This window comes from Sulfurimonas sp. ST-25 (assembly GCF_048079205.1).
Classification (GTDB): domain Bacteria; phylum Campylobacterota; class Campylobacteria; order Campylobacterales; family Sulfurimonadaceae; genus Thiomicrolovo; species Thiomicrolovo sulfuroxydans.
The window spans coordinates 2,263,334-2,279,733 of record NZ_CP182225.1 but is presented as its reverse complement, the minus strand read 5'-3'; the positions used below and the strand labels follow the sequence as shown (position 1 = coordinate 2,279,733).

Genomic DNA, 16,400 nt, shown 5'->3' with positions numbered 1-16,400 from the left:
CCGAACACAACAAAGGAAGTGACTGAAGTGAAATATCTGGTGGAGTTCGTCGAACGCGGGGAGGTGGAGCAGAGCACCATCTTCGCCCAGCTCAAGTGCGGTGTTGAAGAGGCCAAGATCCTTCAGACGATGGCGCGCCGCTACATCACCGGGCAGGAGGACAGCGGGGTGCTGGAGCTGCTGCAGGAGCTTTTCGGGGAGGAGGAGTACGGCTACCTCGCCCACCTCGATCAGATCAAGAACCTGCTGGAGCTCGGATGGATCGCCCAGCAGAGCTTCACGCCGCTCAAGGTCAGCGAGGCGTGCAACCTGGAGCTGCTCAATACGCAGGTCGCGCTGAGCACCCCGTTCCTGCGGCTGCTGGAGCTGGGGTCGCTGGAGATGACGCTGCCCGAGATCAAACCCTACGAAGACCACCTGGAGTACCTCCAGGATCAGTTCTTCCGCATCGAGCTCTACCAGAAGATCAGTACCGTCCGCCACCAGGGCAACGAGCAGTCCCTCTCCATCCATCGGCTGCAGAACAAGCTGGAGATCCTCGAAAAACGGATCGGGGAGCGGATCGCGCAGACGACGTCGGAGATCGCTCTGGAGAAGTACCTCCGTACCAGCGAGCTCGAAGGCAAGGAGGAGGTGATCTTCCTGGCGCTGCTCAAAGAGGAGTACAGTGCCGGCGACAACTCCCTGCGCGAAATGACGGCACTGATCGACCTGATCAGCAGCGACGAGTACGACCGTATCCGCAACCGCGCCCTGCTCGAAGAGGGCTCCAAACTGCTCACCGAGGAGATCATCGACTACGAAGAGATGCTCAACCCCTTCGGCGGGATCGCCCGGGCCTTCTATATCGTCGACGAGGTGCTGCAGAACATCATGCATCCCCAGAAAAAGAAGAAGGTGCACAAGCTCAAACTCGACATGCTCATCAAGGAGCAGGAGATCTTCGAACTGATCGATCCCATCACCTCCCTCGACGACGTCGTCCTCAACCCTTCGACGCGCCGGGTGCTTGATAACCTGATGCATCAGATGGACAAGCGTGTCGTGCAGCGGCTTGTGGAGTGGGGGGTCAAGAACAAGAAGCAGGGCGTGGATGCACGCATCATCTTCTATGGCCCCCCGGGTACCGGTAAAACGATGACGGCCTACTCCCTCTCGAAGTCGCTCAAGCGCCAGGTGCTCAGTTTCGACTGCTCGAAGATCCTCTCCATGTACGTCGGCGAGAGCGAGAAGAACGTGCGGAAGATCTTCGATACCTACAAGGAACTGACGGAGAAGACGAAGACGGAACCGGTCCTGCTGCTCAACGAGGCCGACCAGTTTCTGAGCGCGCGCTCCTCCGGCACGGGCAGCAGCGCCGAGCAGATGCACAACCAGATGCAGAACATCTTTCTCGAGCAGATTGAAAGCTTCAAGGGGATCCTCATCGCGACGACGAACCTGCTGGAGAACATCGACAGCGCCTTTTCGCGCCGTTTCAACTACAAGATCGAGTTCAAGCGCCCCGACCGCGAACAGCGCCGCACGCTCTGGGAGAAGATGCTGCCGGTGAAAGCACCCTATGCAGAAGATTTCGACATCGAAAAACTTGCCGGGTACGACCTCAGCGGCGGGCAGATCAGCCTTGTCATCAAGAATACGGCCTTCAACGTCGCGACGATGGAGGAGCCGCTTTTTACCCTGGAGGCTTTCGTCGAGGAGATCGAAAAAGAGAAACGGGGTACCTTCGATACGGAAAAAGCGATGGGATTCCTGCAGGGGTGAATTTTTCATCATACCCCTCTTTTTCTTTGCTACAAAAAGAAACAACACCTCCCGCACCCCCATTTTTGACCTGTTTCCATCGGTGACATGCCCTCCAATTGGGAAGGCCGAATTTAGGGGATTTAATGACCTTTTCGCTATATTGCTTGCAACTGTTTTGATATAGAATCTCGCTTGGAGAAAGCCCCGATTTTCGGGGATTTGTCCGGTGTGATACCACTAGAAAAGGTAGGATACATGGAACATGTAGGTGTTGCTCACCCCTATTTTGGGGTCTTTATCCTCTTCGTGCTGACCTTCGGTGCGTTCTACGGAACGACGGTCCTGGCGCGATGGGCCAGTCGCGCAATGGCGGCAAAAGATACGGAGAAGATCAAACTTTCCATCTACGAATGTGGACCGGAAGTGACCAAACAGCCCAACAGAATCTCGCCGCAGTTTTACCTGTTCGCGCTGCTGTTTCTGCTGTTTGACGTGGAGATCGTTTTCATGTTCCCGTGGGCAATCGACTTCAAACTGCTCGGTTGGTTCGGCTTTGCGGAGATGATGCTGTTCATCCTGCTGCTGGCCATCGGTTTCGTGTACGCTTGGAAGAAAGGAGCGCTTGAATGGCACAACATCAAGTAAATTTCATGCAAGACGGCGGGCTTCCCGTCGCATTGACGACCGTCGACAAGGTGGTCAACTGGGGGCGCTCGAACTCGCTTTGGGCGCTGACGTACGGTCTGGCCTGCTGCGGGATCGAGATGATGGCCTCGGGGGCGTCACGCTACGACTTCGACCGCTTCGGTACGATCTTCCGCGCTTCGCCGCGCCAGTCGGAAGTCATGATCGTCGCGGGAACGCTGACAAAGAAGCACGCGGAGTTTATCCGCCGTCTTTACGACCAGATGACGGAACCCAAATGGGTCATCTCCATGGGCTCCTGCGCGAATACGGGCGGGATGTTCAATACCTACGCCACCGTGCAGGGGTGTGACCGCGTTATCCCGGTCGACCTCTACCTGCCGGGCTGTGCGCCGCGTCCGGAGACACTGCAGTATGCGGTTTTGATGCTGCAGAAGAAGATCCGCCGCGAAAAGGCGATCAAAGCCCAGAAACCGAAAAGGCTGCTGTGATGAGACGCTATACCCCGAAAGACGACGTACAGGCAAAGCCTTACTATACGGACCGCTACTGGGTCGCACCGCAGGTCGCGAAAAGCGACGTCAGCGAAGATGAGATCTTCGCGGCGGACCTCGAAGCGATCAAAGCGAAATTCGACGTCAGCGAGGCCTATATTCAGGTCGAGCAGATGGTCGTCTACATCAAACCCGAGGACAACTACGGCGTGCTCGAACTGCTGCGCGATGCGCTGGGATATACCCAGCTCTCCGAGCTGAGTGCCATCGACTGGCTCGCAGAAAAAGGGCAGTTCGAGGTCTTCTACCAGATGCTCAGCATGTCCAAGCGCAAGCGCCTGCGCATCAAGATGTTCATCGACGAGACCGAAGCGGTCAACAGCGTCGAGAAGCTCTTCCGCAGCGCTGACTGGAGCGAGCGCGAGATGTACGACATGTTCGGCATCAAGCTCAACAACCACCCGTTCCCCAAACGCATCCTGATGCCCGACGACTGGGAAGGGTTCCCGCTGCGCAAGACCTACCCGCTGCAGGGCGACGAGTTCGCGGCATGGTACGAAGTCGACAAGATCTTCGGCAAAGAGTACCGCGACGTCATCGGGCCGGAACTGCGCGATCCGGCGGAAGTCAACCGCTACGATACGACGCGTTTCGCCCGCCTCGGCTATGAAGTGCCGAAAGGGACGGATATCTCCGAAGGCGAAACGAAACGGGGCCTCGAACTCCAGGAAGAGGGCGGCGTCTTCATGATTTCGAAATTCCACGAAGAAAAATCTGTCGTTATTGAAGACAGAGACAGATAAGGCGAGCTATGCAACAGACGAACCGATTACGACCGTTTTTTGAAAATATCACCTTTGAGCGTGACGACAACGAACTCGTGCTCAACTTCGGACCGCAGCACCCCTCCGCGCACGGACAGCTGAGACTGATGCTGCACCTCCAGCAGGAGCAGATCGTCAAGGCGCACCCGGATGTCGGTTACCTGCACCGCGGGATGGAGAAGATGGCGGAGAACATGATCTACAACGAGTTCATGCCGACGACAGACCGTATGGACTATATCGCCTCCTCATCCAACAACTACGGCTTCGCCCTGGCGGTTGAGAAACTGATCGGCCTGGAAGTGCCGCGCCGCGCGAAAGTCATCCGGATGATGCTGCTCGAGGTCAACCGCCTGATGTCCCACCTCTTCTGGCTGGCGACGACGGCGCTCGATATCGGGGCGATGACGGTCTTCCTTTACGCCTTCCGCGAACGCGAATACCTGATGGACCTCGTCGAGGATTACTGCGGGGCGCGCCTGACGCACGCGGCGATCCGTATCGGCGGCGTGCCGCTTGACATTCCGGACAACTTCCTGGGCGACCTCAAAAAGTTCCTGGATAAGCTTCCGCAGAACATCAAGGACTACGAGGACCTGCTCGACCAGAACCGTATCTGGAAGATGCGTATGGAAAACGTCGGGACGATCTCGACGGAGATGGCCCTCTCCTGGGGCTGTACGGGGCCGATGCTGCGCGCTTCGGGCGTCCAGTGGGATATCCGTAAAGAGGAGCCGTACGAACTCTACGACGAAGTCGAGTTCAACGTCCCGTGGTCCGACAAGGGCGACAACTACGCGCGTTATAAGATCTACATGGCCGAGATGCGCGAATCCGCGAAGATCCTCTACCAGACGATCGACATGTACGAGGAGACGGTCAAGAATAACCAGACCGAACTGATGGCCCATGCGCCGCAGTACATCTCCGCGCCGAAGCTCGACATCATGACGCAGAACTACGCGCTGATGCAGCACTTCGTCCTCGTCACGCAGGGGATGCGCCCGCCGGTCGGCGAGGTGTATGTCCCGACCGAGTCTCCGAAGGGAGAGCTGGGCTACTTCATCAACAGCCAGGGCGGTGCATACCCGTACCGCCTGAAACTGCGCGCGCCGTCGTTCTGGCACACGGGGATCCTCACCGATCTTCTCCCGGGCCACTACATCCCGGACGTCGTCTCCATCATCGGAACGACCAATATCGTCTTCGGCGAAGTCGACCGTTAATAAGGAGCGCATGAATGTTACGTTACGACCTTAGACATCTGCATAATGAGTTTGATGGCCGCATGATGGAGATCATGCAAACGGCTCCTGCGGGCGAAGTGATCATCTTCCTGTTCGAAGTGGGTGACTTCTCGCCGGTACAGCGCAGTGCCGACCTGATGAAAGAGCAGGGCTACGAACTGCTCAATTCGTTGAAGTTCAACGAAGTCGACTGGACCCTGGTTGTCCGTAAATAAGAGGAAGAAGAGTTGAGTAAAGTCTATTTCTCCACGTGGAAATCGGAGCAGATCAATAATATCGGCAAATCCGAAGCGGCGTGGGAAGAGAGTGCGTACAAGCTGCCGATGCAGTACAACGAGCACAGCGATGCCAAGGCCTTTATCGGCTGGGACGGCGTGGCGCTGTACGATCCCGAAGTGGATGTTGTACGCCTGGCGACCGAGTACGCCGCGCAGTACCAGGTCTACTCCGAGGCGTGCGGGCGCTGTGCCCCCGGACGCTGGGGCGGACGGATCCTGTACGACCTGCTGGACAAAATTGCCCGGGGCGAAGGTGCGCTTAGTGACATGGATCACCTCAAAGAGGTTGCGCGCAATATGCAGCTCACTTCCAAATGCGAGATCGGCAAAACCGTGCCGAACCCGCTGCTGGACCTGATGACGCATTTCGAAGCGGACTTCCTGGCGTGCATCGACGGGCAGAAGCCTTCCAAGCACTACAATGAGGAAGTCGGCTACATCGCCAAGATCACGGCGCCGTGTACGGACGCCTGTCCGGCGCACGTCGACATCCCGGCCTACATCGAGGGCGTCCGCGACCTCCGCTTCGACGACTCCCTGATGGCCACGCGCCAGACGATGCCGCTGGCGCACACCTGCGGCCGCGTCTGTCCGCACCCGTGCGAAGACGAATGTCGTCGCACGAACCTGGACGAACCGATTGCGATCATGGAGCTCAAGCGCCTCGGCGCCGATTACGAGACGGACCACGGTTTCGGCTTCTTCCACCCTTCAGAGCAGAAGCCATCGACGGGCAAGAGAGTCGCCGTTATCGGTGCGGGCCCGGCGGGTCTCACGACGGCATACTACCTGGCCCTCGAAGGGGTGCACTGCGATGTCTACGAAGAGCTGCCGGTTCTCGGCGGCGAAGTCACCGTCGGCGTCCCGGAGTACCGTATGCCGTGGGACAAGTACGAGAAGGATATCGAGGCTGTCAAGGACCTCGGCGTCAACTTCATCACCAACAGCCGCGTCAGCGCGGAGATGATGCGCGGGTTCGAAGAGGAATACGATGCGGTGATGGTCGCGACGGGCACACGGATCTCCAAGAAGGTGCGCTGTGACAACGAGCGCCCGGAGATCACCGGCTACTGGGGAGCGATCGACTTCCTCGACCGTGTGAACCTCTATGTCAAGTTCGGGATCACCCTCACCGAGGAGCAGAAAAAAGAGTACGCCATCGACAGCGACTACGTCGACCTGACGGGTAAAACCGTCGTCTGTGTCGGGGGCGGCTTTACCTCGATGGACGTCGTCCGCTGCTCCATCCGCGCCGGCGCGAAGCGTGTCGTCATGCTCTACCGCCGCGATGAGAAGACGATCATCCGCAATACGACCTACGAGGAGTACCACGAAGCGGTCGAAGAGGGTGTCGAGTTCATCTTCCACTCCGCGGTCAATGCGATCGTGGATGAAAACGATGTCCTCAAATCCCTTGTCGTCGACAAATTCGAACTGGTCCCCGACCCCGATGGCGGCCGTCCGCAGCTCGTCAAGATCGAAGGCGCCTCTTTCGATATGGAGTGCGACTACCTGATCCCGGCGGTTTCCCAAAGCGCCGACCTCGACCTGCTCCCGGAGGAGTGGGAGATCGAGATGACCTCCTGGGCGACGATCAAGACCAACGGCAAGGACTACATGACCTCGCGCAAAGGGATCTTTGCGTCGGGCGACTGCGAATACGGCCCGATGACGATCGTCAACGCCGTAGGGCAGGCGAAGCGCGCCGCTTCCGTCATCGCCCGCTACGTCCAGAACGGCGAGATCACCCTGACCGACGAAGAGGTGATGGAAGACCAGCTGCGCAAGATGCGGGTCTATGACAAGAACGAAAAGGTCACCGGCTGGCTGCCGGGCCTGCCGCGCCAGCACAGCGAGGTCGTCGACGTCGATATCCGCAAGGTCAACAACATGGAAGTCAACTTCGGCTTCACGCAGGAGCAGGCGATCAGCGAAGCTGAACGCTGTATGCGCTGCTACTATATCGCGATGGTCGCGAACTAAGGAGGCCGGATGAGTGAAATGATCAACTTTACCATTGACGGCCGCAAAGTCCGTGCGAAAAAGGGCGAGACGATCCTCAAAGTCGCCCGCCGCGAGGGGATCTATATCCCGACGATGTGTTACCTGGAAAAAACGAACCCGGCGGCGTCGTGCCGACTGTGCGTCGTGGAAGCCGAGGGCGTCGACGGGATGGTCCTGAGCTGCCAGACACCTCCGACAGAGGGGCTGGCCGTCATTACTAACAACAATGTCCTGCACGAAGAGCGTACGAACATCATGCGCCTCTACGACGTCAACCACCCGCTGGAGTGCGGGGTCTGCGATAAATCGGGTGCGTGCGACCTGCAGAACAAGACGCTGGAGTTCAACGTCGGCTCCCAGAACTTTACGGCGAAGGAGCAGTCGCGCAAGATCGAGCACTGGGGATTGGTCAACTACGATCCGAACCTCTGTATCATGTGCGAGAAGTGTACGCACGTCTGTAACGAAGTGATCGGCGACGATGCCATCGAACTCAAGTTCGGCGGCTACAAATCGACGATCATCCCGAAAAACAGCGAGCAGCTCGACTGTACCTTCTGCGGCGAGTGTATCGCCGTCTGTCCGGTCGGCGCGCTGGTGAGTGCGGATTTCCAGTACAAGGCCAACGCCTGGGAACTGGAACGTATCCCCTCTACCTGTGCCCACTGTTCCGCAGGCTGCGCCCTGGAATACGAAGTGAAGACCTCCGGCGCCGCCAAGCCGGGCGAAGAACGGATCTTCCGCGTTACGAACAACTTCGAATTCGCCTCCCTGTGCGGGGCGGGCCGTTTTGGCTTCGACTTCGATGTCAAAGGCGAAAAAGAGGGCAAGGCGTTCGTGGCGGCCCTTGAGGCCATCAAAGGCGCCGAAGCGATCCGCTTCTCCTCGATCATCACCAACGAAGAGGCGCTGATCCTTCAGCGGATCAAGGAGAAGACGGGCCTCAAGCTCTATAACGAGGATGCGCGCCGCTACGGCGCCTTTGTCGACGCCTTCGGTTCGACGGCGGATGGCAAAGCGGAACTCGCTACAATGGCTGACCTCAAAGCCAGCGACGGCATTATCGTGCTGGGCAGCCGCATCGGGACCGACAACCCGGCGCTGCGCTACGCGATGACGACGGCGGCCCGCCACCGCGGGGCGAAAATCGTCTACATGCATCCGCTCGAGGATGCATTGATGCAGAACATCGTGACGCAGTTCATCAAGTACGAAGTCGGAACTGAAGAGGGTGTCATGGCGCTGCTGGCGCAGGCGCTGCTCGCGGATGCCGAAACGAACAAGACGACCGAGGCCTTCCTCGCGGCGCTCGATGACGGCTACCTCAGCGCCGAGAGCAACGTCGGCGAAGAGGAGCTGGCCCTGATCGGCAAGCAGTTCAAGCGTGCCAAGGCGAAAACCCTTGTCCTGGGCAGCGACCTCTTCGCCCATCCGCGTGCGGAAAACATCGCGAAACTGGCCGGACTGCTGGCGCGTTTCGGCGGCTACAGAGTCGTCGTCGCGGCGGCGGAGGTCAACAGCGTCGGGGCCTCGCTGGTGTGTGAGCTTGATGCGGACAGCGGCAGCAACGGCGGTGTGGTCGGTTACAACGCGGCCGGCGACTTTGTGATCGGGGCGGATAGCGATGCGGATCTGACGGTGGCGGCGATGAATCAGCAGGAGGGAACGGTGGTCAACCTCGACCGTCAGCTCCTGCCGATGAACGTCGCGGTCGGATTCGACGGCTACGTGCTCAACGACCTGGCCAATGCCCTGGGTGTCGGCAAACGCTACACCATCGATTTCACGCCGGAACTCCCGGCGGAAAAAGGGTTCAAGCGGGTTGCCTTCGATGCCCTGGAGAACTTCTACTCTCCACTGGGCGAGGACACGCGCGGGTACCGTTTGGAGAAGGTCAAGAAACCGGCGGCGCAGCAGTGCGACGAGGTCGAGGACCTTCCGGAGTTCAACGGGACAGTCGTTTACGCCTGCAACCCGGTCCTGCAGTTCAACCAGTTTACGGCGCGTACGGCGCAGCTGGAGAAAACGTCGGAGCTGCGCGGCAGCGAACAGTTTGCGGTTGCGGCACGTCTTAAAGACGGCGACCTTGTCGTGATCGGCAGCGGTGACGCGGCCCGCGAACGCCGTTTTGTCATCGATTCCAGCCTGAAGGGGACGATTGCCCTTGAACCGACCTTCGATCGCGGTCTCTCCGTGGACCCGGGGGCCTACAGGTTTGAGAAAGTCAATATTATGAAAGCGAGCAATGATGAGTAAAATCACTATCACCATCGACGGGCGGCCGATTGAGTGCGAAGAGGGCGAATATATCCTCAATGCCGCCCGGGCCAACGGTATTTTCATCCCTGCCATCTGTTACCTGACGCGCTGCAGCCCGACCCTGGCATGCCGGATCTGTCTGGTAGAGGCCGATGGCAAGCAGGTCTACGCCTGTAACGCCAAGACCAAAGACGGAATGGACATTACGACGACGACCGACAACATCGAAACGGAACGCCGTTCTATCATGGAGGTCTACGACGTCAACCACCCGCTGCAGTGCGGGGTCTGTGACCAGTCCGGCGAGTGCGAACTGCAGAACTACACCCTCGAGCTGGGCGTCGATTCGCAGAGCTACAGCATCGCCGACGTCGAGCGCCCCATCAAAGACTGGGGGCACCTCCACTACGATCCGGGCCTCTGTATCGTCTGCGAGCGCTGTGTCACCGTCTGTAAGGACATGATCGGCGACAACTCCCTCAAAACCGTTCCCCGCGGCGGCGGACCGATCGATGCCGAGTTCAAAGAGACGATGCCCAAAGACGCCTACGCGATGTGGAACAAGCTCAACAAATCCGTTATCGGTCTCACCTCCGGTGAAGAGATGCTTGACTGTACCTCCTGCGGTGAGTGTGCGGCGGTCTGTCCGGTCGGCGCCCTCGTCGATACGGACTTCGTCTATACAACCAACGCATGGGAGCAGCAGAAGATCCCGGCGACCTGTTCGCACTGTTCGGCAGGCTGCCAGCTCAATTACGAAGTGAAGCACACTTCCGTCGCGAGCAATGAGGAGAAGATCTACCGTACGAGCAACGAGTGGAACTATGTCTCCCTCTGCGGCGCCGGACGCTACGGCTACGACTTCGAAAACCGCGGTGTCGAAAAAGACGAAGCGGCCTTCGGCGCGGCGCTTGCGGCCTTCGAGAAAGCGGACACGATCCGCTTCACCAGCACGATCAGCAACGAAGAGGCGCTCATCCTGCAGAAGCTCAAGGAGCGTAAAGGGTACCGTCTGATAAATGAAGAGGCGCGCACCTTCAAAGCCTTCCTCGATGACTACGCCGACGTCAGCGGTCAGCAGCTCTACGGCGGCGACCTGAAGCTGGCGCACGACGCGAACTTCGTCGTCTCCGTCGGTACGGCCCTCAAATCGGACAACCCGAACGCCCGCTACGCTTTCAACAACGCCATCAAGATGAACAAGGGTGCAGGTCTCTACTTCCACCCGCTCGCCGACCCGGTCATCGAAGGGATCGGCAAGGGGGTCTTCCCTGTCTACCACAAACCGCTGCGCGAAGAGGCGGCGCTCTACCTGATCCTCGATCTCTTCGGGGACAAAGAGACAATGCCTGCCGACGTTACGGAGTACCTCGCTTCTTTCCATACGCTCAAAACGATCACGGTCGAAGAGACGATCAAAGAGAAGGTCGTTGAGAAAGTGATGGTCAAGAAAGTCAACGAGGAGACGGGCGAAGAGGAAGAGGTCGAAGAAGAGAAGACGACCATGGTGCCGAAGAAAGTTTCCAAAGAGGTCGAAGTCGACGAGAACCGCCTGCTCGACCTGCTCGATATCGACACGAAAGCGTGGGAAGACTTCCTGGATAAAAACCTGAAGAAAAAAGACGCCTTCGCGCTCATCGCGGGTCCGGACCTCTATACGCACCCGAACGCGAAGAACCTGGCGCGCCTGCTGGCCCTCGTCGAGAAGTTTACGGACTTCAGCCTCACGATGATCCCACCGCTCTCCAATACGCTGGGCGTCGCACTCATCTGCGACCTGGACGCGGAAGCGGGCGATTACAGCATCGGTTACAACACGGCGGGCGACTTCGTCCTCAGCGCGTTGGGAGGAGGCGACCTCGACATGCCGGCGATGAACCAGCAGGAGGGAACGCTGACCGGAATCGAGAAGCGCGTCAACCCGACCAATGCGGCGCTGCCGTACGGCGGGTACGTGCTTAACGACATCGCCAACGCCCTCGGCCTCAATGCGCGCTATACGATCGACTACACGGCGCAGCTACCGGCCACTGCCGGATTCGAAGCGCGCGAGTTCGACAGCCTGCCGAACCGTTTCGACAACGACGGCACGGAAGTCCGCGGCTACGCGCTGAACAACGTCGCCGTTGCCGCCGGCGATGCCTCTGCCCTGAAGATCGACGAGGCGCTCGCCCTTGAGGGCGAAAACGTCATCTACGCGGCCAACCCGGTACGCCAGTTCACGGCGTTTACGATGAAGCCGCACCAGCTGAACGAAGAGAGCGGTATCTACCTCTCGCCGGCGCAGCTTGAAGCGACGGGACTGGCGGCAGGCGACACCGTCCGCGTCACAACGGCATCGGGCGAACTGAACCTGAACGTCGTCGAGGACAACAAGATCGACGGCAGTGTCATGTGCGTCACGACCTTCGATCCAAACATCAAAACAGAGGAGCTGTTCAGCGCATACCGCTTTGCGACAGCATCCATTCATAAGGAGGGGTAAATGGATACAGCATTCATTATCGAGACGCTCGTCAAGATCGTCGTGGTACTGCTGGTCTTCTCGGCACTGGCCGGCTTCGGAACCTATTTCGAACGTAAAGTGCTCGCATTTATGCAACGCCGTCTGGGACCGATGCACGTCGGACCGTACGGTCTGTTGCAGATCGCGGCCGACGGGATCAAGCTCTTTACCAAAGAGGATATCGTTCCGTCGGGCGTCGTCGGACCGATCTTCAAGATCGCGCCGGTCATCACGGCGGCAACGGCATTCATGGCGGCGGCGGCGATCCCGTTCCTGCCGGAATTCACGCTCTTCGGCTACACGGTTCACCCGATCATCGCCGACGTTAACATCGGGATCCTCTATATCCTGGGTGTGATGGCGATCGGTCTTTACGGCCCGCTGCTCGGCGGTATGGCGTCGAACAACAAATGGTCGCTCATTTCCGCGGCGCGCGGCGCGGCGATCTTCATCTCCTACGAGGTGGTCACCGGTCTGGCGCTGCTCGTGCCGCTGATGATCATCGGGTCGCTCTCCTTGCTGGACTTTAACGAGTACCAGGCCGCAAACGGCTGGATGGCCTTCGCGCACCCGATGGGCTTCATCTCCTTTATCCTCTTCTGGATCGCGGCCTTCGCCGAGACGGGACGGACACCGTTCCACCTCGTTGCCAACGACCACGAGATCATCGACGGTTTCGGTACGGAGTATTCGGGGATGCGCTGGGGCCTCTTCTTTATCGGGGAGTATGCGAACATGTTCTTCATCTCCTTCGTCATGGCGATCGTCTTCCTCGGTGGCTACGGCGACGGTACGGTGATGGGCGCGCTGGGGCTGCTGCTCAAAGTGGCGTTCTTCTTCTTCTTTTTCCTCTGGACGCGTGCGGCATGGCCGGATGTCCGTCCGGACCAACTGATGTGGCTCTGCTGGAAAGTGCTGATGCCGCTCGCGGTTATCAATGTCGTCGTCACCGGCATTGTGATGATGTTTTAAGGGGTCGTGATGAGTCTGGAACAATTTACTGACAGAAACGTGCAGCAGCACTACTTCAAGGTCGATATCGAGGACTATCCGGAGACAGGATGGGACCGGTTCAAACAGGTGGTCAAACGCGGGCTCAGCGGTGAGCTCTTCGTCGGCCTCTGGGTCGTTATGCGCGAGATGATCAAATTTGACATCCATACCGTGCAGTACCCGAAAGAGAAGCTGCCGATCGGGCCGCGCTACCGCGCCGTCCACGAGATGCAGCGCCTCTTCGAATCCGGTACGGAGCGCTGTATCGGCTGCGGGCTGTGCGAAAAGATCTGTATCTCCGACTGTATCCGTATGGACACGCGCATCGACGAGAACAGCCGCAAAGCGGTGACGGAGTATACGATCAACCTCGGCCGCTGTATCTTCTGCGGCTACTGCGCCGAAGTCTGCCCGGAACTGGCGATCGTCCACGGGCCGCGCTACGAGAACACCTCGGAGCAGCGCGAGCACTTCATCCTGTTCGAGGATATGCTGACCCCGATTGACATGGCGATCAAGGGCGAGCAGAAAGAGTACCCGGGATTCGGTGCCGTTACCCCGAACGAAGATGCGCGTGTCAAGAAGACGCCGCTGGCGTATTAAGGAGCCTGAATGGAAACAATTGCATTTTACCTTTTCGCGGTCCTGACCATCGCGATGTTCTCCTACACCGTTATGAGCAGCCAGGCCCTTTACGCACTGAGCTCCATGGCGGCGGGGATGATCATGATCTCGGCGTTCTTCTTCCTGCTGAACGCGGACTTCCTGGGCGTCGTCCAGATCATCGTCTACACCGGTGCGGTCATGGCCCTGTACGCCTTCGGTATGATGTTCTTCGATACGACGCGCGCGGTCAAAGAGCATAACACCTCCAAAGTGATCGTCCTGACGCTGAGCGTCCTGGCAACCCTGCTGGTCGTCGCGATCTTCGCGATGCCGATCGCGGCGGAGAACATCAGCGCGGCCTTCCCGGTACCGGTGGGTGTCGAGAACCCGAAAGCGGTCGGTATCGTCCTCTTTACCAAGTACCTCGTCCCCTTCGAGGTTGCCGCCGTGATGCTGCTCGTCGCGATGATCGCCGGTATCGTTATGGCCGGCAAAAAGATGGACCGCAGCTTGACGAAGATGAAAGAGGAGGAGATCACGATGATCCGCCAAGAAGAGACAGAGCAGAAGGTGACGTTATGATGGAAATCGGACTGACACATTACCTGGTACTCGCGACGATCCTGTTCGCGATCGGCCTGGTCGGCGTGATGCGCCGCAAGAACCTGCTGATGCTCTTTATGGCGTCGGAGATTCTGCTCAACGCCGTTAACGTCGCTTTTGCCGCCATCGGTCACTACTACGGCGACCTGACGGGGCAGATGTTCGCGTTCTTCGTCATCGCCATCGCGGCGTCCGAAGTCGCGGTCGGCCTCGGCCTGCTGATCATCTGGTACAAGCGTACCGGTACGATCGATCTTGATACTATGACATCGATGCGAGGGTAATAAGAATGGAAATGTATCTCTATATTGCACTGTTCGCACCATTTGTCGGCTCGCTCTTCGCGGCGCTGTTCGGTGCGTCACCGAAAACGCTCTGGACGGGGGTCGTCACCTCGGCGCTGCTTTTTGCATCGTTCGTCTCCAGCGTCACACTGTTTGTTTACCTGCTCCAGGGCGGTGAACCGATCCATACGGAACTGATGACCTGGATGGAGACGGGAAGCCTCTACATCCCGTTCGGCTTCGTCGTCGACCAGGTGAGCGCGACGATGATGATCGTCGTTACGACGGTCTCGACGGTCGTTCACGTCTACGCCATCGGCTACATGGACCACGACAAGGCGTTCAACCGCTTCTTCGCGTGGCTCTCCGCCTTCGTTTTCTCCATGATGATCCTTGTCATGAGCGACAACTTCGCCGGTCTCTTTATCGGTTGGGAAGGCGTCGGTCTCTGTTCCTGGGCCCTGATCGGCTTCTGGTACCACAAAGAGTCTGCGACCTGGGCGGCGAACGAAGCGTTCATCATGAACCGTATCGCCGACCTCGGGATGCTCATCGGTATCTTCCTGCTCTACTGGCACACAGGCAGCCTGCAGTATGACGCCGTCTTTGCCGCGGTGCCGAACCTCGACACCGCCGTCGTCACGATGATGGGGATCTTCCTCTTCGTCGGTGCAATGGGTAAATCGGCGCAGTTCCCGCTGCACACCTGGCTTGCGGACGCGATGGAAGGTCCGACGCCGGTCTCCGCGCTCATTCACGCGGCGACGATGGTTACGGCGGGGGTCTACCTCGTCGTCCGTGCCAATCCGCTCTACAGCCTGATCCCGGACGTCGGCTACTTCATCGCCGGTCTTGGCGCCTTCGTCGCGATGTTCGCGGCAACGATGGCACTGGTCAACCGCGACATCAAGCGCATCATCGCCTATTCAACGCTGTCGCAGCTGGGCTACATGTTCGTCGCGGCGGGCCTGGGTGCCTACTGGGTGGCACTGTTCCACCTGATGGCGCACGCCTTTTTCAAAGCGCTCCTCTTCCTCGGTGCGGGTAACGTCATGCACGCGATGAGCGACGAACTCGACCCGTTCAAGATGGGCGGGCTCTACAAAGTGATGAAGTGGACGGCGATCCTGATGATCCTCGCTTCCGTCGCCCTGGCCGGTATCTGGCCGCTGGCGGGCTTCTTCTCCAAGGACAAGATCCTCGAAGTCGCCTTCAGCAGCGAGCACTATGTCATCTGGGCGGTGCTCTGGATCACGGCGGGTCTGACGGCGTTCTACTCCTTCCGTCTGATCATGCTGACGTTCTTCTCCGGCGAAGAGCGTTACAAAGAGCACGGCTTCCATCCGCATGAAGCGTACAAGTTCATGCTCTGGGCGATGGCGCCGCTGGCGGTCCTGGCCGTCATTGCAGGCTGGTTCGAGCATCAGTTCGTCCACTTTGTGACGGAGCTGCTGCCGACGTTCACGTTCCATACGCACCACGTCGAGATGATGCTGATTGCCGTCACGTCGCTGATGGCCATCGGCGGTATCGTCGTCGCGATCCTGCTCTACCGCAACGGTCTGCTTAACCCGAAACTGCAGCAGACGGCGGTTTACAAGATGCTGTTCAACCAGTACTACATTCCGAAGTTCTACGATGAGTTCTTCTCCAAGCCGTATGCGGAGCTCTCGAAGATCTTCTGGAAACAGATCGATCTCAAGGTCGTTGACGCCACCGTCGACTTCATTGCGACGACGATCTACAAAACAGGTGAGGGGACGCACACGATGCAAAACGGGAACCTCTCATCCATGCTGCGCTGGATGGTCATCGGTACCGTTGGCCTTCTCGTGCTTGCAGTCCTCTACGTCAAACGCTACGACATCCTGGCGTTGATGCAGATGGTATTCCCAGGTTTAGGAGCTTAAC

At 58.7% G+C, this 16,400-nt stretch carries 14 protein-coding genes; all 14 read left to right on the top strand.

Features of this window, described 5'->3' with window-relative positions; all coding sequences use genetic code 11:
• Positions 1–27: 27 nt before the first annotated feature.
• The gene (locus ACM66T_RS11750) at positions 28–1,764 is read left to right on the top strand and encodes an ATP-binding protein (protein ID WP_231019203.1); all 1,737 of its coding nucleotides are present in this window, start codon (positions 28–30) and stop codon (positions 1,762–1,764) included.
• A 237-nt stretch (positions 1,765–2,001) separates the two neighbouring features.
• A complete protein-coding gene (locus tag ACM66T_RS11745) occupies positions 2,002–2,391 on the top strand; it encodes an NAD(P)H-quinone oxidoreductase subunit 3 (protein ID WP_231019202.1) in 390 nt (129 codons plus the stop codon).
• Complete coding sequence (locus ACM66T_RS11740) at positions 2,373–2,882, top strand: NuoB/complex I 20 kDa subunit family protein (RefSeq protein ID WP_231019201.1); 510 nt, start codon at positions 2,373–2,375, stop codon at positions 2,880–2,882. Before ACM66T_RS11745 ends, ACM66T_RS11740 begins: the two co-directional genes overlap by 19 nt.
• Complete coding sequence (locus tag ACM66T_RS11735; protein WP_231019200.1) at positions 2,882–3,688, top strand: NADH-quinone oxidoreductase subunit C; 807 nt, start codon at positions 2,882–2,884, stop codon at positions 3,686–3,688. Before ACM66T_RS11740 ends, ACM66T_RS11735 begins: the two co-directional genes overlap by 1 nt.
• An 8-nt stretch (positions 3,689–3,696) precedes the next feature.
• Positions 3,697–4,935: an NADH dehydrogenase (quinone) subunit D gene (gene nuoD, locus ACM66T_RS11730; RefSeq protein ID WP_231019199.1), complete on the top strand. Its 1,239-nt coding sequence runs from the start codon at positions 3,697–3,699 to the stop codon at positions 4,933–4,935.
• 14 nt (positions 4,936–4,949) lie between these two features.
• Complete coding sequence (locus tag ACM66T_RS11725) at positions 4,950–5,171, top strand: NADH-ubiquinone oxidoreductase subunit E family protein (RefSeq protein WP_231019198.1); 222 nt, start codon at positions 4,950–4,952, stop codon at positions 5,169–5,171.
• Between the two features lie 12 nt (positions 5,172–5,183).
• A complete protein-coding gene (locus ACM66T_RS11720) occupies positions 5,184–7,217 on the top strand; it encodes an FAD-dependent oxidoreductase (protein ID WP_231019197.1) in 2,034 nt (677 codons plus the stop codon).
• 9 nt (positions 7,218–7,226) lie between these two features.
• Complete coding sequence (locus tag ACM66T_RS11715) at positions 7,227–9,494, top strand: 2Fe-2S iron-sulfur cluster-binding protein (RefSeq protein WP_231019196.1); 2,268 nt, start codon at positions 7,227–7,229, stop codon at positions 9,492–9,494.
• Positions 9,487–11,982, top strand: a complete 2,496-nt coding sequence (locus tag ACM66T_RS11710) for an NADH-quinone oxidoreductase subunit G (protein WP_416768581.1) — start codon at positions 9,487–9,489, stop codon at positions 11,980–11,982. The genes ACM66T_RS11715 and ACM66T_RS11710 overlap by 8 nt, the downstream gene beginning before the upstream one ends.
• Complete coding sequence (gene nuoH, locus ACM66T_RS11705; protein ID WP_231019193.1) at positions 11,983–12,975, top strand: NADH-quinone oxidoreductase subunit NuoH; 993 nt, start codon at positions 11,983–11,985, stop codon at positions 12,973–12,975. It abuts the gene before it with no gap.
• A 9-nt stretch (positions 12,976–12,984) separates the two neighbouring features.
• A complete protein-coding gene (gene nuoI, locus ACM66T_RS11700) occupies positions 12,985–13,599 on the top strand; it encodes an NADH-quinone oxidoreductase subunit NuoI (RefSeq protein ID WP_231019192.1) in 615 nt (204 codons plus the stop codon).
• 9 nt (positions 13,600–13,608) lie between these two features.
• Positions 13,609–14,184 (top strand): NADH-quinone oxidoreductase subunit J, encoded by a 576-nt coding sequence (locus ACM66T_RS11695; protein ID WP_231019191.1) that lies wholly within the window; start codon positions 13,609–13,611, stop codon positions 14,182–14,184.
• Positions 14,181–14,489: an NADH-quinone oxidoreductase subunit NuoK gene (gene nuoK / locus ACM66T_RS11690; protein ID WP_231019190.1), complete on the top strand. Its 309-nt coding sequence runs from the start codon at positions 14,181–14,183 to the stop codon at positions 14,487–14,489. The genes ACM66T_RS11695 and nuoK overlap by 4 nt, the downstream gene beginning before the upstream one ends.
• A gap of 5 nt (positions 14,490–14,494) precedes the next feature.
• Complete coding sequence (nuoL, locus tag ACM66T_RS11685) at positions 14,495–16,399, top strand: NADH-quinone oxidoreductase subunit L (RefSeq protein WP_416768580.1); 1,905 nt, start codon at positions 14,495–14,497, stop codon at positions 16,397–16,399.
• The last annotated feature ends 1 nt before the right edge of the window (position 16,400 follow it).